This is a genomic window from Leifsonia sp. NPDC102414, from assembly GCF_044765685.1.
In the GTDB taxonomy this organism is placed as follows: Bacteria; Actinomycetota; Actinomycetes; order Actinomycetales; family Microbacteriaceae; genus Leifsonia.
In genome coordinates this window covers 231,274-250,939 of the sequence record NZ_JBIWKN010000003.1, presented here as the reverse complement: position 1 = coordinate 250,939, position 19,666 = coordinate 231,274, and the positions used below count along the sequence as shown (strand labels likewise).

General features: G+C 69.1%; 15 protein-coding genes. All 15 read right to left on the bottom strand.

Annotated elements, in window-relative coordinates; genetic code table 11:
- Positions 1-132 precede the first annotated feature (132 nt).
- The 15 genes from ACIRCZ_RS13945 to ACIRCZ_RS13875 all read right to left on the bottom strand — a co-directional run bounded on the left by ACIRCZ_RS13945 (position 133) and on the right by ACIRCZ_RS13875 (position 19,651).
- Positions 133-1,158, bottom strand: a complete 1,026-nt coding sequence (locus ACIRCZ_RS13945) for an LLM class flavin-dependent oxidoreductase (RefSeq protein WP_402854105.1) — start codon at positions 1,156-1,158, stop codon at positions 133-135.
- A gap of 116 nt (positions 1,159-1,274) precedes the next feature.
- On the bottom strand, positions 1,275-1,811 hold the full coding sequence (locus tag ACIRCZ_RS13940) for a hypothetical protein (RefSeq protein WP_055890524.1): 537 nt from the start codon (positions 1,809-1,811) through the stop codon (positions 1,275-1,277).
- A 56-nt stretch (positions 1,812-1,867) separates the two neighbouring features.
- Entirely contained in the window at positions 1,868-3,724 is a 1,857-nt protein-coding gene (locus tag ACIRCZ_RS13935; protein WP_402854101.1) for a DUF4012 domain-containing protein, read from the bottom strand.
- 77 nt (positions 3,725-3,801) lie between these two features.
- Complete coding sequence (locus ACIRCZ_RS13930; RefSeq protein WP_402854098.1) at positions 3,802-5,109, bottom strand: UDP-glucose dehydrogenase family protein; 1,308 nt, start codon at positions 5,107-5,109, stop codon at positions 3,802-3,804.
- Between the two features lie 42 nt (positions 5,110-5,151).
- Positions 5,152-5,823, bottom strand: a complete 672-nt coding sequence (locus tag ACIRCZ_RS13925) for a thymidine kinase (protein ID WP_055890520.1) — start codon at positions 5,821-5,823, stop codon at positions 5,152-5,154.
- 30 nt (positions 5,824-5,853) lie between these two features.
- A complete protein-coding gene (locus ACIRCZ_RS13920; RefSeq protein ID WP_055890518.1) occupies positions 5,854-6,528 on the bottom strand; it encodes a response regulator in 675 nt (224 codons plus the stop codon).
- The gene (locus tag ACIRCZ_RS13915; RefSeq protein WP_055890516.1) at positions 6,525-7,739 is read right to left on the bottom strand and encodes a hypothetical protein; all 1,215 of its coding nucleotides are present in this window, start codon (positions 7,737-7,739) and stop codon (positions 6,525-6,527) included. The genes ACIRCZ_RS13920 and ACIRCZ_RS13915 overlap by 4 nt, the downstream gene beginning before the upstream one ends.
- Positions 7,736-9,100 carry a sensor histidine kinase gene (locus ACIRCZ_RS13910; protein ID WP_402854093.1) on the bottom strand — a complete coding sequence of 455 codons (1,365 nt, stop codon included), beginning with the start codon at positions 9,098-9,100 and terminating at the stop codon, positions 7,736-7,738. Before ACIRCZ_RS13910 ends, ACIRCZ_RS13915 begins: the two co-directional genes overlap by 4 nt.
- Before the next feature lie 109 nt (positions 9,101-9,209).
- Positions 9,210-10,346, bottom strand: a complete 1,137-nt coding sequence (locus tag ACIRCZ_RS13905; RefSeq protein ID WP_402854090.1) for an Rv2578c family radical SAM protein — start codon at positions 10,344-10,346, stop codon at positions 9,210-9,212.
- Positions 10,347-10,408: 62 nt separating this feature from the next.
- A complete protein-coding gene (locus ACIRCZ_RS13900) occupies positions 10,409-12,121 on the bottom strand; it encodes an ABC-F family ATP-binding cassette domain-containing protein (protein WP_402854088.1) in 1,713 nt (570 codons plus the stop codon).
- Between the two features lie 291 nt (positions 12,122-12,412).
- Positions 12,413-13,888 (bottom strand): malate:quinone oxidoreductase, encoded by a 1,476-nt coding sequence (locus ACIRCZ_RS13895; protein ID WP_402854085.1) that lies wholly within the window; start codon positions 13,886-13,888, stop codon positions 12,413-12,415.
- Between the two features lie 84 nt (positions 13,889-13,972).
- Positions 13,973-15,043: an aspartate-semialdehyde dehydrogenase gene (locus ACIRCZ_RS13890; RefSeq protein ID WP_402854082.1), complete on the bottom strand. Its 1,071-nt coding sequence runs from the start codon at positions 15,041-15,043 to the stop codon at positions 13,973-13,975.
- A gap of 94 nt (positions 15,044-15,137) precedes the next feature.
- Positions 15,138-16,424, bottom strand: a complete 1,287-nt coding sequence (locus ACIRCZ_RS13885; protein WP_055890507.1) for an aspartate kinase — start codon at positions 16,422-16,424, stop codon at positions 15,138-15,140.
- A 107-nt stretch (positions 16,425-16,531) separates the two neighbouring features.
- The gene (gene recR, locus ACIRCZ_RS13880) at positions 16,532-17,128 is read right to left on the bottom strand and encodes a recombination mediator RecR (protein WP_055890505.1); all 597 of its coding nucleotides are present in this window, start codon (positions 17,126-17,128) and stop codon (positions 16,532-16,534) included.
- A 3-nt stretch (positions 17,129-17,131) separates the two neighbouring features.
- Positions 17,132-19,651, bottom strand: a complete 2,520-nt coding sequence (locus ACIRCZ_RS13875; protein WP_402854078.1) for a DNA polymerase III subunit gamma and tau — start codon at positions 19,649-19,651, stop codon at positions 17,132-17,134.
- Positions 19,652-19,666 lie beyond the last annotated feature (15 nt).

Sequence of the window (19,666 nt, the reverse complement as noted above, 5' to 3'; positions counted from 1 at the left end):
TCGGGGGATGCAGGACGGGTGGTGTCCGACAACGCTAGGGAGGAGGAACGGGATGCGCAGCAACGTGCGCGACGGATAGCGCAACACTCTGTCATTCGTCGACATGTGCTGGCGCCGGGGCGCTGGGGGACGCTACCCTGCCGGCGCTCCGAGCACGTCGCGGACGATCTCCAGCGACCGGATGCGCCCATCCACGGTCGCTGCACCCGACGTGATCATGAGCTCATCAGCCCCGGTGGATGCGAGCAACGCTTCGAGCCTGGACGACACCTCGGCCGGAGTACCGATCGCCTGCCGCGCGTTCCTGGCGGCGATGAACTCCTCCTCCAGCGGGGTGAACTCGTATGCCAGCGCTTCCTCGATGCTGACCGGCTGCGGCTTCGCGCCCATCCGCATCCGCAGGAAGGAGAGCTGACCTGGCAGCGAGAGCGCCCTGACCACCTCAGGGTCCTCGTCGGAGACGACGTTCACCCCGATCATCGTGTGCGGCTCCCGCAGGGTCTCACTCGGCTCGAAGCGCGAGCGGTAGAGGTCGAGCGCTTCCTCGGTGTGGTCGCCCGCGAAGTGGTGGGCGAAGGCGAACGGCAGGCCGAGCGCGGCGGCCACCTGAGCACTGAACCCGCTCGATCCGAGCAGCCACACCTGCGGTGCGTCTCCGAGGCCGGGGACGGCGGTGATGGTGTGCAGCGGGTTCGCATCGCTCATGCCGCCGTGGAAGAAGCCGAGCAGGTCGAGGAGCTGCTGCGGGAAGTCGTCGACGCCGAGCCCTTCGGCGCTGCGGCGCAGCGCCATCGCCGTCGCGCCGTCCGTGCCTGGCGCACGGCCGATCCCGAGGTCGATGCGGTCGCCGTAGAGTGCGCGCAGCGTGCCGAACTGCTCGGCGACGACGAGCGGGGCGTGGTTCGGCAGCATCACGCCGCCGCTGCCGACGCGGATGCGCGAGGTCGCGGCAGCGATACCGGCGATGAGCACGGCAGGGGCGCTTGAGGCGATCCCCGGCATCCCGTGATGCTCCGCGACCCAGAACCGCTGGTAGCCCAGTTCCTCCGCCGCCTGCGCCAGTCGCACCGACCCGGCCACCGCATCGGCGTTGGTGCCGCCGTACGGGCGGTTGGCGAGGTCGAGGACATTGAGCGGGATGGCGTTCGGCGTGGTCACCTCAGGTGCAACCGCCGCCGCAGCCGGTCGATTCCCGCACCTGTCGCAGGCGCGGGAAAAGGGTGCGGCTCACTCCGTTGTGAGCCGCACCCCTGGGTGCTGTGTTCATCCCGTGATCAGGACTGGTGTGCCCGCCTCCGTGCCGCCGCGATGAGCGAGAGCACGATCAGTCCGAGGACAACGAGGGCTCCGCCGATCCAGGCGATGGACCAGCCGATCGTCGAACCGGTGGATGCGAGACCGGTCGAGCTGCCGCTGCTGCTGGTCGACGCGGGGACATCGGCCGGGAGCACCGTGACCGTGACGGCGGAGGCCGCCTGGCTCGATGCGCCGGTCGCGGTGACCGTGTATGCGCCGGTCGCGTCCTGCGGGACGGTGACCTGGACCTGCGATCCACCCGCGGTGGTCGCGGTCGGGTCTGCGCTCAGCGTTGCCTTGGATGCGTCCTTGCCGGAGACGACGTACTGGACGCCCTCCGATGGCTTGAACGTGCCAGGTGCGCAGGTCATCGTGCTCGTGCCGCCTGCTGCGACGGTCGACGGGCTGATGCTGCAGTCTCCGCCGTGCGTGTATGGGACGGCGTTGGCCGCGGCGGGTGCCGCGAGGGCGATCGCTGCGCCGATGATCAGCGCTGCCAGGAACTTCTTGGACATTCGGGGAGCCTTTCGGGGAGGCCGGTGGTGCGCGGGTTCGTCTAAATGACGTTTTCTCACTTTACCGTCGTGCTGCAGTCGAGGGCAACGACCGACACCCTTCCCGATGCCCCCACATCGGGGGTCGTCCTGGGGAGGGTCGGAGTGACGAACACGTCCATTCCCGGCGCCGTCTGCTTCACATCAAGCAGATCGACGCTCACCGTCTTCGACTGACCGGGCGCCAGCTCGACCGTGAAGACGCTTACCGGCCGCTTCGCGTCCGTGCCGGAGATCGTCGCATACGGAGCGCCGTCGCTCGTCGTCGACACGAGCAGGCCATCCGTCGCTCCATACACGGCGACCCTGGTGCGGATATTGCCGGGAGGGACGCCGTACGTCCCCGCACCCGTCACGTAGTCCGGCAGCGTTGTTCCCGCATCCGCCGGCGCGGTGTTGGTCAGCGTGACGGTGACGCGGCTGGTCGGCTTGCCGTCCACCCGGCAGATCGCCGTCCCCGCCTCGATCTTCGCCCTGAGGTAGTAGTCCATCTTGGCGCCGGTCGCATCGTTGAAGTACACGCCGAGCCCGGCCGTCGACGACGTGGATGCGGGGAGCCCGCCGGCGAGCGTCGTCGGCGCGAGCACCTTCTGCTCCTCTGGATGCGCGCTCCAGACCAGCAGGCGCCTGTCGGCTCCCGCGTTGGCGAGCGCCTTGACGAGTTCGGCGCCGTCCGCCTTGCCGGAGGCCACGCTGTCGAAGACCGCCGTCGCCGCGGACGCGAAGTACGCGTCCTGCTCCTCCGGCAGGGCGAACTTCTTGTAGCTCTCGCTCAGCAGCAGCGGAATGGCGTTGGCCGAGGTCAGCATGTCGCCGGTCGGCAGCGCGACCGGCCCCGTCGCCTTGAGCAAACCGGTCAGCACGACCGGGTCGATCGTGAGGACGCCGTCGACTGTGCCGCCGTGCGTCTCCTTCCACATGGTGGCCGCCGTCGTCGCCGCGAGCGGGAAATGCGGGGTGAGGTTCACGTCCTGGATGAACCGGCCGAGCAGCGGGCCGTACAGCCCCTGCGTGGATGCGGGGATGGCGCTCACCGGCGCAGGCCACGGCCCGATGCTCGTGCCGGAGGACTGCGCTTCGAGCGTGATGGCGCCGTGGTCGGCCTTGATCAGGGCGAGGGCGCCGACGAGGCCGCCGGTCGCACGGAGCTCCGCGGGGTTCTGGACGAGGACGAGGTAGGTGCGCGGTCCGTCGGCACCGAGCATGGGCGGGAGGAGTCGGACGCTGTTGCCCACCGCATCCACCACCGTCGTCGCCTTGCGGAGCTGGGTCTGCAGACGATCGACGGCGCTGGTCACCTGCGGGAGGGTGCCCTCGGTGTCGATTCCGTCGACATCGCTCTTGGCGGTGTGGAAGGCGGCCTGCGCCTTCAGCACCACGGGCTTCGCCGCCTCGATGGGCGCGAGGTCGATCTTCTTGTCGACCGGCCTGATCGCCCGAGGGTCGACCTGGTCTGCAACGCCGACGAGCGGGTCGATCACCTCGGACGCGAGCCGGTCCGTGGACGCAGCGGCGACCCGCACGGCCGTGAGGTTGGAGCCGAGCAGAGGGAAGAACTCGGCGACGCGCCAGACAGGGTCGCCTGTGAGGGACGCGGCGGCGGCGGCGTGCTTCCGCAGGGTGGTCGCCGCCGACTTCGCCGTCGCGAGGTCTCCGGCGACGACGGCGGTCTGCACCTGCTTCGCCGCAGGGAGGGCGGACTCCAGCTCGTTCTTCGCCAGCAGCCCGCGGATGCCCACCCAGGCGCCGACGAGCAGCAGCACGAACACCACGGCGGCCACGATCCAGAGGATCAGGCGGCGTCTCGCCGGGTCGGGAGCAGGGCGAGCTGACGCCCCTGGTGGGGTGGGGGAAGGAGTGCCAGACGTCGCCATACGACTAATCTAACAATTCCTCACTTTTTGCGGAGGGTTTTATCCCACCCAGTAGCGGGGGTATCTTCAGCGGGCGGTCAGCGCCCGAGTCCGCGGTACGTCCACCCTGCCGCCCGCCAGGCGACGGGGTCGAGACAGTTCCTTCCGTCGATGATGCTGCGGCCGGCTACCAGCTCCCCGACCACCGCCGGGTCGAGCCCGGTGAACTGCGGCCACTCTGTCAGCAGCACGACGACGTCCGCATCCCGCACCGCCTCCTCCGCCGACGCGGCGTATTCGAGCTGCGGCGCCCGGCGGGATGCGCTCTCGACCGCTTCAGGGTCCGTCGCGATCACGCGCGCACCCGCCTCGGCCAGTCGCATGGCGACGTCGAGCGCCGGGGAGTCCCTGATGTCGTCCGAGTGCGGCTTGAACGCCAGCCCGAGCATCGCGACGCGCGCGCCGGCGAGCTCTCCGACCTCCTCGCGCACCAGGTCGACGACGCGGTCGCGGCGGCGCAGGTTGATCTTGTCGACCTCGGAGAGGAACGCCAGCGCCTCGCCCTTGCCCAGCTCCTTGGCGCGAGCGCTGAACGCCCGGATGTCCTTCGGCAGGCAGCCGCCGCCGAAACCGACGCCCGCGTTGAGGAAGCGGCGGCCGATCCTGGCGTCGTGGCCGATCGCATCCGCGAGCTGCGTCACGTCCGCGCCGGTCGCCTCCGCGATCTCCGCCATCGCGTTGATGAAGCTGATCTTGGTCGCGAGGAACGCGTTCGCCGACACCTTCACGAGCTCAGCCGTGGCGTAATCGGTGACGATCACCGGCGTCCCTGTCGCTACGGCCGCCGCGTAGACCTCGTCCAGGATGCGGGCGGCGCGCTGTCCTGCGTCACCAGCCGGCACGCCGTAGACAAGCCGGTCCGGGCTGATCGTGTCCTTCACCGCGAATCCCTCGCGGAGGAACTCGGGGTTCCAGGCCAGCGTCGCGCCGTCGACCGTCGACTCGACCTGCTCGGCGAGCCGCGCGGCCGTGCCGACGGGAACGGTACTCTTGCCGACCAGCACGTCCCCCGCCTTCACGTGCTTCAGGAGGGTGCTGAACGCCGCATCCACGTAGCGCATGTCTGCCGCGTCCCCGTCTGCGACCTGCGGCGTCCCGACCGCGACGAAGTGCACGTCCGCGTCTGCCGCCGCGGCGAAATCGGTGGTGAACCGCAACCGGCCGGAGGCGATGGAGGAGGCGAGGACGTCGGGAAGACCTGGCTCGAAGAACGGCGCCTGGCCGGAGGACAGCAGCGCGATCTTGCGCTCGTCGACGTCGATGCCGACGACGTCGTGTCCGAGGTGCGCCATGGATGCGGCGTGCACCGCTCCGAGATAACCGCAGCCGATCACGGAGATTCTCATGCTGAATGTCGATTCTTCCGGGGAGCGCACGCGCTCCGAGGGTCAGGTGAAGTCTGGGTCGGGTTCGTCAGTGTACGCGGCTGCGTCGAGCGGCCAGTGCCTGCGGCCGTTGTTGAGGACGCCCTGGCTCTCCTGCAGATAGCAGGCGCCGCACAACGATTCGTAGCTGACGGACGCGCCGTCGATGGCGACCTGATCCCCGTCGAACACGAAGATCCCGTCGATCTTGCGGGCGTTGAAGATCGCTTTCCTGCCGCAGCGGCAGATGGTCTTCAGCTCCTCGAGGGTGTGCGCGATCTCGAGCAGGCGCCTGCTGCCGGGGAACGCGACGGTCTGGAAGTCGGTGCGGATGCCGTACGCGAGCACCGGGATGTTCTCGAGCAGCGCGATCCTGAGCAGGTCGTCGATCTGGGCCTCTGTGAGGAACTGGGCCTCGTCGACGAGGAGGGCGCTGACGTCGCGGTCGTATCGCTTGACCGTGCGCTCTCTGTGCTGCTGGAACCTGCCGTACGCGTCTGTCTCCGGCGTGATCAGGTAGTCGACCTCGCGGGTGACGCCGAGCCGCGACAGGATGCCCATGTCGCCTTTGGTGTCGATCGACGGCTTCGCGAGCAGCACGCGATGCCCGCGCTCCTCGTAGTTGTAGGCCGCCTGGAGCATCGCCGTGCTCTTACCGCTGTTCATCGCGCCGTAGCGGAAATACAGTTTTGCCACGCACCGATCCTATGGGGTGCCACCCGATGGTCAGGTGAGATAGCCGTCCTCCGCGGCGCGCCGGATCAGATCGGCTCGGGAGCTCGTCGGGCGTCCAGCCTTGCCGTACTTCTCACGCACTCTGCGCAGGTAGGTCTTCGCGGTCTCGTATTGGACGTTCATCGCCTTGGCCACCTCCGAGGTCGTCCTGCCGTCCGCGTACAGAGTCAGGGCCTGCCGCTCTCCGTCGCTCAGCCGTGGCCGTGCCGACTCCGGAATGCTCGGCTTCGGTCGCCAGGTCGGCTCGGACTGCGGCTCCTTCGCCGTGTCGCCTCCCTTGCCGCGTCCCATCGCGTCGAGCGCTGCGTCGAGCACGTCTGTCATCGGCTGGGTCTTGCTGAGGTAGGCCACAGCACCAGCGGCGAGCGCCGCGTCCCGGTCTTCTGCTGTGTCGACGGCACTGAGCACGATGACCTTGGCTCCTGCTGCCCGGCAGGTGCGCACCCTGGCGCCGATGGAGATGGTCTCGCGCAGCTGCAGGTCCATGATGACGAGGTCGGTCGGGAACTGGTCGCTGTGGACGAGTTCGAGCCAGCTGCTCGCCCTCAGAACGAGGTCGAGGTCGGGGGCGTGCTTCTCTATCCACGACGACAGGCTATCGAGCAGGAGCTCGTGGTCGTCGAGGAGCGCCAGCCTGATCGGCGGCGCGGTTGATGCGGTATTCACCTGTTCTCCCCTTCCGGGTAGGCGAATCGGATGGTGATGTGCTGCCCGTGGATGCGCAGGTTCGCGTCCATCGCGACGGAGCGCAACGAGCTGAGCAGGGCGGACAGCGCGTGTCTGATGTCGCGCGGCGCCTGCGCCACCGTCGCGGTCAGTTCGAACTCGGGATGCTCCGGGTTGCTGGCGACGATGCGCACCGAGCCGGGGTCGAGGCCGGGGAGGGCAGCGGTCGTGGCGATGATGGCGCCCACGAGCGCCCGCTGCTCGTCGCTGAGCGCGCGGTCCAGGCGGTCGGGATCATCGACCATCCGCGCGGAGTGGGTGGCTCGCGGGTCGAGTCCGCGAAGCGCGAGCGCCTGTGCGAGCCGTTCGCCCAGCCAGGTGCGGTCGACCGCGGTGACCGTTCCGTCGCGGAGCTGGACGGCGAGCTCCATGGCGCGTTCGGTGTCGGCCGCTGTCACTTCGCCGCGCCGCAGCAGGTCGGCGAGGAAGGGCACTGTCGCTTCGTTGAGGGTCGACATCTGCTCCTGGCCGACCATCCTGCGGGCGGTCTCGCGCAGTTCCGCATCGAGCTCCGCCTGACCGCGTTTGGCGACCTGACGCCAGGCCAGTGTCTGTCCTGTCATCGTCCAGGCGTAGCCGCAGCCGCCGCAGGCGAGCGCGATGATCGGGGTTGCCGAGACGGTGAAGTAGACGACGGGGCTGGTGACGATGGACAGGGATGCCGCCTGCATGGCGGAGGAGACCCCCAGCGCGAAAGCGGAGACGACGGCTACGATCAGGACCTCGGAGATCGGCCGGTACAGCGGCATCGCGATCAGGAACAGGGCGATGGCGATCTGCCCCCAGTCGTCCTGGATGCGCACATTGCGCCCCCACACCGCCGCCGTGAACGCGAGAGCGGCGACGATGGTCACGGCCATGATCGAGAGGTGCGCCCCTCGCCCGAACGGTGCGAGGGCGGGGTGGGCGCGCGCCGAGAACGCGATGCCCGCGAGGAGCAGCAGCACGATGGCGGAGTACGCGAGGGCGGGGTCGCGCAGCTGATCGCTGTGCTGGATGGTGGAGTAGACGGCGTATCCGACGGCGAGGACGCTCAGCAGCGGCACGATCAGCCACGCTGACTGGACGCCGAGCGGGTCGAGCCGCTGCGGCGTGCGTTCGAACGGCGTCGACCGCAGCCGCACGATGGTGGCGTCGTCGAGCTTGGTCATCCTGCGGCCTCCTCGTCGTATGACGGGACGACGATGAGCACGGTGGTGCCGACGTCTTCGCTCGAGTAGACGGTCACGATCCCGCCGACGCGCTCGATCCTGTCGTGCACGGACTGCCGCAGCCCGAGTCTGTCGCTCGCGGCCGCGGACGGCACGAACCCGCGCCCTTCGTCCACGACCATGACGGAGACGGAGCCCCCTGACGACGACAGCGTGACCTCCGCCGTCGCACTCCCGGAGTGCCTGACGACGTTGACGAGGCACTGCCGCACGGCGAGCCCGACGGCCCGCCTCCTGTCCGGTGAGAGCGTGGCGAGCACATCCCTGTCGCCGGATACGCTGACCGCCAACCCTTCGTCGCGCGCCTGCTCGATGGCCTGGTGGAGTTCGCTGTCGAACCATGCTTCCCCTGGTCCGTCGTCGCCCAGTGGATGCGGCATTCCCTGCCGCACGGGACCTGACGGTGGCCAGGCGGGATCGGAGGGCGGCCAGGCCGGACGTGACGAAGACCAGTCGGCGTCGTGAGCACGCCCTGGTTCAGCCGCGGTTCCTGCGGCGCCCGCTCCATCAGCGCCGCCCGCCTCGCCGGCGGTGCCATGCTGTCGGCCTGCCACCGACGCCCCGAGGCTCAGCAGGTCGGCCTCGATGCGCTCTCGCAGCTTCGGCGGGAGCTGCCCTGGCCGCGCGGCGGCAAGCGCAAGCAGATCACTGAGCACCGTGTCGTGAAGGTCGGCAGCGTACTCCGCGATCACGTCGCGGCGCAGGTCGATGAGCCGCGCATCCCGAACCGATCGGTGGATGGCCGATTGCGGACGGCTTCTGGAGCCTCTGGTCAGCCCGTCGAACGCGAAGATCCCGACGAACAGGAGGTAGGCGCCGAGCGAGATCGCATCCGGCCGGAACGCCCGCCCCGCCGTGAGCGCGGCCAGCACGACCGCCGCCTCGGCGAGCGCGAACCCGAGCGTCGACCACAGGATGCCGTAGAGCGACCCTGTGCCTGCGCCGCCGACCAGAGTCATCGCGACAACCGGCAGTGCGATGACGAACAGGTTGGTGTCCGCGTATCCGGGGTTGAAGTCGAGCAGGATCAGCACGTAGAAGTACGTCGAGAAGGCGCCGACCACGAGGTAGGCCACCGTCAAGATGACGGTCCTCCCGCGCGACAGCAGCACCAGCAGCCCGACCATCGGCAGCAGCACCAGCAGTCCGATCCAGGAGTACGCCCCCGCCGACCCGAACCCTGCGACCGCCACATTGACGAAGGCGGACCCCAGGCACACCAGTGCAGCCCACCGCGCAGCGGCGGCCAGTGCCCGCGAGTTGGCGACACGCGACAGATGACTCGGTAGCCCGAGCGACATCGCCACCCCCTCGTGTACGGCGTCCGTGCGCCTCAGATGGATTATGCCATCACTCTCACCCCCTGCGTACCCCGATCTTCACCCCGTGTACCCCGGAAACGTGGCTCGATCAGAACAGCGTCGGCTGCACCCCCAGCACGGTGAGCCCGTTCGCCTCCGCGTCCACCTCCTCCGGTATGACCCGCGTGCGGCGCACCCCGGAGGCAGCAGCCGTCACGCGCCGTTCCCCCTCGCCGTCGCGCAGCATGCCGAGCGCCGTCGACCGCACGCCCCCTGTGACAGGGTCTTCCTCTCCGCGCTCCAGCCCGTGCGCGGCGATCAGCGGTTTGATCTTGGCCGCCAGCCACCGCCGGTACTCCTTAGGTGCGTGCGCGCCGCCACCGTACATCCGGCGGTACTGCGGGAGCAGGTCGGGATGCTCGCGCCCGAGCCAGAGGTAGTACCACTCCTTCACGCCCGGCTTGAGGTGGAGCGCGGTGTAGAGCACCGACGTCGCCCCCGCCTCCTTCGCCTGCCGCAACGCCTCGTCGAGGTGCGCCCTGGTGTCGGTCAAGTACGGGAGGATCGGCATCAGGAACACCGCGCAGTCGAGCCCGTGCTCTCGGACGGCCGTGACCGTCGCCAGGCGCGCCTTGGTGCTGGGGGTGCCAGGCTCGACGGACTGCTGCAGGTCGTCGTCGTACACCGCGATGGACATCGCCAGGTCGACGGGGACCCGGCGGGCCGCATCCGCCAGCTGGTCCAGGTCGCGCCGGAGCAACGACCCCTTGGTGAGGATGCTGAACGGCGTGCCCGTGTCGGCGAGGGCGTCGATGATCCCCGGCATCAGCGCGTAGCGCCCCTCCGCCCGCTGGTACGGGTCGGTGTTGGTGCCGAGCGCCACCGGGTGATGCCCCCAGCTGGGCTTGCTCAGCTCCTTGCGGAGGACATCGGCCACATTGACCTTGACGATGATCTCCTGATCGAAGTCTTTGCCCGAGTCGAGTTCGAGATAGGAGTGCGTCGGCCTGGCGAAGCAATAGACGCACGCGTGCAAGCATCCACGGTACGGGTTGATGGTCCAGCCGAACGGCATCGGCCCTCCCCCGCCGGGGATCTTGTTGAGCGCCGACTTCGCGAGCACCTCGTGAAACGTGATGCCCGCGAAGTCGGGCGTGCGCACCGAGCGCACCAGGTTGTTGAGCCGCGCCAACCCCGGCAGCGTCGACGGCTCCTCCGCCGTGAGTTCTTGCCCGCTCCATCTCATGCGTTCATTCGAACATATGTTCGAAGGTTAAGCAAGCGCCTCAACGCGCGAGCCGCCGCGCGTCACACGATCCGCCCGCCGGCCATCTCCACCCGCTCGCCCGTCCACGCCGCGCGCAGCCAGCGGTCGTGGCTCGCCACCACCACGGCCCCCGGGTACGCCCCGAGTGCCTCCTCCAGCTCGGTCGCGAGCGACAGCGAGAGGTGGTTGGTGGGTTCGTCGAGCAGGAACACGTGCGGCGGTTTCGCGAGGATCAGCGCCAGTGCGAGCCTGCGCTGCTGCCCGATCGAGAGCGTGCCGACCGGGCGGTCGACATCGCGGGGCGCGACGAGACCGAGGCCGGTCAGCGGCACGGCTTCCGCCCGCCGCTCCCCGAGGCGTTCCTCGTAGATGCGGCGAGGGCTGGCCGCCGGGTCGGCGAAGCGCACATCCTGTTCGAGGAGGCCGACGCGCAGCCCTTTCCGCCTCGTCACCGCGCCCGTCTCCACCTGCTGCAGCCCGGCCAGCGCCGACAGCAGGGTCGACTTGCCCGCGCCGTTGTGGCCGGTGATCAGGATGCGAGACTGCGGTTCCACCCGGAACGACGCGATGTCGAGCCGGTCGGGGATGCGCGCATCCGACACCTGCACCAGCGTGCCTGCCTCCTCGTTCAGCGCCTGCGAACCGGTCGGGATGCCGGCGAAGCTCAGGATCGCAGGTGGCTTGCGCACCTGGGTCTCCCGAAGCTCGTCGAGCCTGCCGGACGCGTTTTTGATGCGACGGCTGATCTGCTTGTCGAGCGCGCCGCCCTTGAACGACTTCGCGAACTTGTCGTTGTCGCGCACTTTGCCCGACCAGGCGATGCCGCGAGCGGTCACGTCGACCGCGAACTTCAGCGCCTTCAGCTCGTCCTGTTCGTCGGCGAACTGCTTCTCCCAGCGCTGCCTCTCGTCCGCTTTCGCGGCGAGGTACGCGGAGTAGTTGCCGCCGAACACTGTCGTGCCTGAACGAGAAGGGTCGAGGTCGAGCAGGCCCGTCGCGACCGCGTCCAGGAAGGCGCGGTCGTGGCTGGCGAACACCACGGGTCCCCGCCAGGCGATGAGCTGCCGTTCGAGGAAGCGGGCAGCGTCGTCGTCGAGATGGTTCGTGGGCTCGTCGAGGAGGAGCGCATCCGGCCTGGACAGCAGGAGCGCCGCGATGGCGAACCTGCTGCGCTGGCCGCCTGACACCTCGGACAGCCGCCTGTGCAGCGGGATGGACCCGACACCGAGGCCGTCGAGGAGTTCGTCACGGCGCGCATCCACGCTCCAGACGTCGGCGTTCTCCGCCGCATCCAGGGCGTTGGCGTAGCGCGCGTCCGCGTCCTGGTCGTCACCGCCGAGCGCGGACGCGGACGCCTCGAGCTCGCGCTCGACGGCGCGCACCTCCGCCAGCGAGCTCTCGATGAGGGCCGCGAGCGTGTCCTCCGGCGCGAAGCGGACCTCCTGCCAGAGGATGCCGGTGCGCGCGGGACGCACGAGCGTTCCCCCGTCCGGCGTCTCTGCGCCGCCCAGGATGCGCAGGAGCGTCGACTTGCCGACGCCGTTCTCGCCGATCAGGCCGAGACGCGCGCCGGGCGCGACCGTGATGGACACGTCGGTGAGCACCCGGTGGTCGCCGTAGCTCTGCGAGACGCCGTCCGCCTTGAGGTGGTCGGCGACCGCGGCATGAGCCGGGTGGGCCGGGTGAGCCTGGGCAGCAGGTGCCGCGGCGTCCGTGGCTGCGGTCTGGATCGTCGTTGGAAGGTTTACTGGCATGGAATCCGCCTTTTCGAGCGCTCCGTGGAGCCGATTCCCGCCGGGTGTTCCCGCCGATAGCCGCGCCGGAGCGCTGAATAGTGATGACGATGTCATCCGGCTATGTCGACGGCGCCACGATGCACAGCATCGCGAGGGCGAAAGCCTCAGGCGCGGGACGAAAGGAGATTCCTACTTCATAGCGCCGACGACTCTACCAACGTCGCGCGCGTTTTGTCCAGGCACGATTCGTGCAGAAGGTGCGGTGGGAACTGCGCCGACCGCACTCTCCGCACGAGGAGTGCACCTGGGTCAGCGCGAGATGTGGAGGATGTCGGCCGTCGCGGCGGTGACGCGCTCTGCCTCGGCAGGCCGGTCGTTCAGGGTCGTCCCAATGGTGGGGACGAGCTCCGTGAGCGTCGGCAGCCAGGCGTCGTAGCGGTCGGGGAAGCAGCGCTTGAGCAGGTCGAGCATGATCGGCACCGCGGTGGATGCGCCCGGCGAAGCACCGAGGAGACCGGCGATCGAGCCGTCCTCCGATGCGATGACCTCCGTGCCGAACTGCAGCACGCCGCCCTTCTTCGCGTCCTTCTTCATCACCTGGACGCGCTGGCCGGCGGTGATGAGCTCCCAGTCCTCGCTCTTGGCGGTCGGCATGAACTCCTGCAACGCCTTCATCTTCTTGGCCCGGTTGGCGAGCAGTTCGCCGACGAGGTACTTGATGAGGTCGAAGTTGTCCTTCGCGACCGCGAGCATCGGGATGAGGTTGCCCGGCCGGACAGAACCTGGCAGGTCCCACCACGTGCCGGTCTTGAGGAACTTGGGGCTGAATCCCGCGTACGGGCCGAACAGCAGAGACGTCTGGCCGTCGACCACGCGCGTGTCGAGGTGCGGCACCGACATCGGCGGAGCGCCGACGGCGGCCTTGCCGTAGACCTTGGCCTGGTGCTGAGCGACGATCTTCGGGTCGCTCGTGCGCAGGAACTGCCCGGAGATCGGGAACCCGCCGAAGCCGTTGATCTCGGGGATGCCGGACTTCTGCAGCAGGTGCAGCGCGCCGCCTCCCGCACCGACGAACACGAAGCGCGCGGTGACCTCGTGCGGGGTGTGACCGACCTGGTGGCGCACCTTGAGCTTCCAGAGGCCGTCTTTGGTGCGCTTGATGCTGCGCACCTTGTGATTGAGGGCGACGTCTGCGCCGCGGCGCTGGAGGTCGTCCACGAGCGCCTTGGTGAGCGCGCCGAAGTCGACGTCGGTTCCTGCCGGCACCCTGGTCGCGGCGACGCGCTGCCTCGGGTTGCGCTTCTTGGTGAGCAGCGGGGTCCACTCGGCCAGCACGGCCGGGTCCTCCGTGTACTCCATGCCGGCGAACAGCGGCTGGTCTTTGAGCGCCTCGTAGCGCTTGCGCAGGTACGTGACGTTGTCGCGACCGTGCACGAACGTCATGTGCGGCGTGGAGTTGATGAACGTGGACGGCTCAGGGAGGTCGCCTGAGGTCACCAGGCTCGCCCAGAACTGGCGGCTGAGCTGGAACTGCTCGTTGATCGCGATGGCCTTCGCAGGGTCGACCGTGCCGTCGGACGCCTCTGGCATGTAGTTGAGCTCGCAGAGGGCTGCGTGGCCGGTTCCCGCGTTGTTCCACGGGTTGGAACTCTCCTGCGCCACCTCGCCCAGGTTCTCGTACAGCCGGATGGTCCAATCCGGCTGCACCCTCTGGATGAGGGCTCCGAGCGTGGCACTCATGATGCCACCGCCGATGAGGACGACGTCGATGGGAGAATTACTCACCCGTCAATCCTACGGTGCCGGGCGCGTCCCTTCGTCCGCGGCGGCCGACGACCTCGCCTGTCGCGGCGCGGACGGGACCCTGCGTCAGGCGGTGACGGGCGTCGCGAGGCGCTCTGCGACGATCTCCGCGATCTGCACAGCGTTGAGCGCTGCGCCCTTGCGGAGGTTGTCGTTGCTGATGAACAGCGCGAGTCCGCGACCTGCCGGTGCCCCTTCGTCCCTGCGGATGCGTCCGACGAAGCTCGGGTCCTTGCCCGCGGCTTCGAGGGGCGTCGGCACGTCGGTGAGAACCACGCCGGGGGCGTTGGCGAGGAGCTCCTCCGCACGCTCAGGGCTGATCGGCTTCGCGAACTCGGCGTTGATGGAGAGCGAGTGGCCGGTGAAGACGGGGACGCGCACGCAGGTGCCGCTGACCAGCAGTTCCGGCAGGCCGAGGATCTTCCTGCTCTCGTTGCGGAGCTTCTTCTCCTCGTCCGTCTCGTTCTCGCCGTCGTCGACGATGGAACCGGCGAGCGGGATCACGTCGAACGCGATCGGCCGGACGTACTTGACGGGATCCGGCATCGCGACGGCGGAACCGTCGTGCACGAGCTGCAGCAGGTTCTCGTCCGCGACGGCCGTGCGGATCTGGCCGGCCAGCTCCTCGGCGCCGGCGAGGCCGGAGCCGGAGACGGCCTGGTACGTGCTGACGATCAGGCGCTCGAGGCCCGCCTCCTCGTGCAGGACCTTGAGCACGGGCATTGCGGCCATGGTGGTGCAGTTGGGGTTGGCGATGATGCCCTTGCGCGCATCCGCGATGGCCTCTGGATTGACCTCGCTGACGACGAGCGGAACATCCGGGTCCATGCGCCAGCCGCTGGAGTTGTCGATCACGATGGCGCCGGCCTCGGCGAACCGCGGAGCCTGCGCCTTGGAGCCGGTGGCCCCTGCCGAGAAGAGGGCGATGTCGATGCCGGAGACGTCGGCGGTCGCCGCGTCCTCGACCACGACGTCCTCACCCTTGAACGGCAGGGTCGTGCCTGCCGAACGGGCGGACGCGAAGAAGCGGATGCGCCCCACCGGGAAGTCGCGCTCCTCCAGCAGGCGGCGCATGACGCTGCCGACCTGGCCGGTCGCTCCGACGACGGCGACGGTGAGTTCTTTTGTCTCGCTCATGGTGTGGCCCCTTCGGGTCTCGTGTTGTGAGGTCGAACGGCGGTCGCGCTGTGCGCATTCCCGCCAGTGGTGAATCCGGCTCGTGGATGCGGGGTCAGCGACCCGTGCCCGCGTAGACGATCGCCTTGTCGTCTCCGTCGAGGCCGAAGGCCTTGTGGACGACGCGTGCGGCCTCGTTGACCGTGTCGGCGCGGGTGACGACCGAGATGCGGATCTCGCTGGTGGAGATCATCTCGATGTTGATGCCGGCGTCGAACAGGGCGGCGAACAGCTGGGCGGAGACACCGGTGTTGGTGCGCATCCCAGCCCCGACGAGCGCGAGCTTGCCGATCTGGTCGTCGTACTGGAGCGACTGGAAGCCGACCTCCGGCTGCTCCGCCTTGAGAGCGGTGAGCACGCGCTGGCCCTCCGACTTCGGCAGGGTGAAGGAGATGTCGGTGAGGCCGGTGGCCGCAGCGGACACGTTCTGGACGATCATGTCGACGTTGGCTTCGGTCTTCGCGACGATCTTGAAGATCTGCGCCGCCTTGCCTGGAACGTCCGGCACCCCGACGACGGTGATCTTGGCCTCGCTCAGGTCGGTGGCGATTCCGGCGATGATCGGCTCTTCCACGGTTCCGTCCTTCTTCTTCGCGGCCTCGACCGCTGCTTCGTTGAGCACGAGCGTTCCGTCGTTGTTGTTGAACGAGGAGCGGACGTGCAGGGTCACGTTGTGGCGACGGGCATATTCCACCGCGCGAATATAGAGGACTTTCGCACCGGCCGCGGCCAGTTCGAGCATCTCTTCGCTGGTGATGCGGTCGATCTTGCGCGCGTTCGGGACGACGCGCGGGTCGGAAGTGAACACGCCATCGACGTCGGTGTAGATCTCGCAGACCTCGGCGCCGAGAGCGGCGGCGAGGGCGACGGCGGTGGTGTCGGAGCCACCGCGGCCGAGCGTCGTGATGTCTTTGGTGTCGCGGTTGAAGCCTTGGAAGCCCGCGACGATCGCGATGGCGCCCTCGTCGAGCGCATCGCGGATGCGGCCAGGCGTCACGTCGACGATGCGGGCCGCACCGTGCTGCGCGTCGGTGATCATGCCGGCCTGGCTGCCGGTGAAGGAGCGCGCGTCGTATCCCATGCTGCGAATCGCCATGGCGAGCAGCGCCATCGAGATGCGCTCGCCCGCGGTGAGCAGCATGTCGAGCTCACGCGGGGCGGGAATGGGGGTGACGTCGTGGGCGAGGTCGAGCAGCTCGTCCGTCGTGTCGCCCATCGCCGAGACGGCGACGACCACCTCGTTCCCGCCTTTGCGGGTCTCGACGATGCGCTTCGCGACGCGCTTGATGCTCTCTGCGTCTGCGACGGACGATCCGCCGAATTTCTGCACAATGAGGGCCACTGATTCTCCTGGGATAAGCCGGAAACCCCATCCTAGCCGCGATCACATACGCGGAATCCCATATGACGCCGCTGCCGTCGACCGCCCGGGACGGGGTCTGCGCACGCTCAGGAGATCAGGCGCCTGCCCTCGAACGCGCGCCCGAGGGTGACCTCGTCGGCGTATTCGAGGTCGCCGCCGACCGGGAGCCCGGAGGCGAGCCTGGTCACCCTGATCTCGAGGGTGGTCAGCAGCCTGCTGAGGTAGGTGGCCGTCGCTTCGCCCTCGAGGTTGGGGTCGGTGGCGATGATGACCTCCTGCACGGTGCCGTCCGCGAGACGCTGCATGAGCTGCCGGATGCGCAGGTCGTCCGGTCCGACGCCGTCGATCGGGCTGATCGCACCGCCGAGCACGTGGTACAGCCCGCGGAACTCCCTGGTGCGTTCGATCGCGACGACGTCCTTCGCCTCCTCGACCACGCAGATCAGCTCGGGGTTGCGTCGCGGGTCGCGGCAGATGGTGCAGGTCTCCTGCTCGGAGACGTTGCCGCAGATCTCGCAGAACCGCACCTTGTCGCGCACTTCGAGCAGCACCTCGGCGAGCCGGGTGACGTCGAACGTCTCCGTCTGCAGGATGTGGAACGCAATGCGCTGGGCCGACTTGGGCCCGATGCCGGGAAGCCGTCCGAGTTCGTCGATCAGTTCCTGGACGATACCTTCGTACACGCGTTACCTCGACCCGGCAGGCGGGGCTGCCTGCTCTTCGATGAAGGTGGCGCCGAGGATCTCGCGCACCACCGCTTCGCCGTACCGCTGCGGCTGCTGGAACGTTGGCGTGCGCGCACCGGCCGCCTGCGAGGTGCGCGCCGGACGCTCCTCGACCCGGCCGGTGGATGCTGGACCAGTGGATGCACGCTGCTGGGCAGCCCCGGAGGGTGCCGTGGGCGCCGAGTGCGGCATGGAGGGTTCGTCGGGGGCGCTGACCGCCCACTCGTCTTCCGGCTCCGGGGGGAGCGGCGGCTCGTACGGCGGCTCGATCTCGGGCGGCGGGACGTCGTCGTGCGGGTAGTCTTCGCGCTCGAGAGTCGCGACCGCGGACGGAGCGGATGCGGCCGGCGCGGGCGCCGCCACGGGCGCCCCCACTGTCGCTGCGGAGGTCGCTTCTCCGGGGCTCGATGCGCCGCCGGGGATGCTGACGACGGCCCACTCCGTGGTGACGGCGGGCGCGGACGGAGCAGCGGCCGCGGGCGGGGCGGACGTTGCGGGAGCCGACGTCGCGGGAGCCGACGTCGCGGCCGCGGAAGATGCGGACGCCGCAGGAGCCGCAGGCGCGGAGGTCGACGGTGCAGGAACCGCGGGCGCGGATGACGGAGCAGACCCAGCGGCCCCACCACCGGCACCAGGAACACCCGCTCCTGGACCGCCAGGCGCAGGACGAACGCCGCCGGACGGAACGGCGCCGCCGCTCTGCGCTCCGTCTGCGCGCGCGATGAATTTCACGCGGATACCGAGGAGGTCGACGATGGCCTGGCGAAGGTACTCGCTCACGCCCTTGGTGTCCGAGCCCTGCTGCTGTTTGAAGCTGGCCACGTCGTTGTCGCTCGGGAACGACAGCGTGAGGACGTCGTCGTTGAGCGAGCGGACCTGGGCAGTGAACACGACCATCCACGCGCTGCGCTTCGCCCGTTGAACGGCGTCGAGGATCTGCGGCCAGGTGTCTTTGACCTGCTGCGTCGTCACGGGACCGACCGGTGCAGGTGCTGGAGTCGCCGCGGGAGGCGCGACAGGCGCTGCGGACTGTGCTGTGGCCTGCGAAGTGGCGGCAGCAGCAGTGGCGGCAGCAGCAGTGGCGGTCTCGTCGGCCAGCACAGGCACAGGTGCAGGTGCAGGAGCGGCGGCACCGCGTTGCGCTGCCGAAGCAGCCGGTGCCTCGGCCGTCACACCCGAGGCCGAATCCGCCGTAGCCGCAGTCGCCACCGGCGCCGCAGCGGGTCGCGGCGCGACCTGCGGAACCACGGGAGCGGGCTCGACCGACGCCGGAGCCGCAACCCCGCCCGTCGCTCCGGCCCCACCCGTCGCGTCGCTGACGCCGACCCGGCGCTCCAGTCGCTCCACGCGGGCAAGTGCCCCGCGCTCGCTCGCGTCGCTCGACGGGACGAGCACCCGCGCGATCATCAGCTCGAGGTGCAGTCGGGGCGAGGTGGCCCCCGTCATCTCGGTGAGCGCCGTATTCACGATGTCCGCAGAGCGGGACAGCTCGGCCGCGCCGAACTTCATCGCCTGCACGCTCATCCTGTCGAGTTCGTCCTGGGGAACGCCGCGGAGCACGGCGGCTGCGCCTTCCGCGCTTGTGGCGGAGACGACGATGAGGTCGCGGAGTCGTTCGAGCAGGTCTTCGACGAAGCGCCGTGGGTCCTGGCCGGTCTGCACGACGCGGTCGACGGCGCCGAACGCTCCAGCCGCATCCCGCGCCGCGATGGCGTCGACCACTTCATCGAGCAGGGCGGCGTGCGTGTAGCCGAGCAGCGCGACCGCTCGCTCGTATTCGACGGACGTGCCGTCGGAGCCCGCCATCAGCTGGTCGAGGAGCGAGAGCGTGTCACGCGGGGAGCCGCCGCCGGCGCGCACCACGAGCGGGAGCACACCAGGAGCGACCTGCACGCCCTCTGCGTCGCAGAGCGTCTGAACGTATTCGAGCATCTGCGCGGGAGGGACGAGCCGGAACGGGTAGTGATGGGTGCGGGACCGGATGGTGCCGATCACCTTCTCCGGTTCCGTGGTCGCGAAGATGAACTTCACGTGCTCCGGCGGCTCCTCCACGATCTTGAGCAGAGCGTTGAAGCCCTGCGGCGTGACCATGTGCGCCTCGTCGAGGATGAAGATCTTGTATCGGTCGCGGGCGGGGGCGAAGATGGCGCGCTCCCGGATGTCGCGGGCGTCGTCGACGCCGTTGTGGCTGGCGGCGTCGATCTCGACGACGTCGAGCGATCCGCTGCCGTCCCGGCTCAGCTCGATGCAGCTCGAGCACTTCCCGCACGGGGTGTCCGTCGGACCCTCGGCGCAGTTGAGGCAGCGGGCCAGGATGCGGGCGGATGTGGTCTTGCCGCAGCCGCGCGGACCGCTGAACAGGTAGGCGTGATTGACCCGGTTGGTGCGCAGGGCCGTCATCAGCGGCTCGGTCACCTGCGACTGCCCGATCATCTCGGCGAAGGTGTCTGGCCGATAGCGGCGATACAGTGCGGTAACCACCCACTCATGGTACTT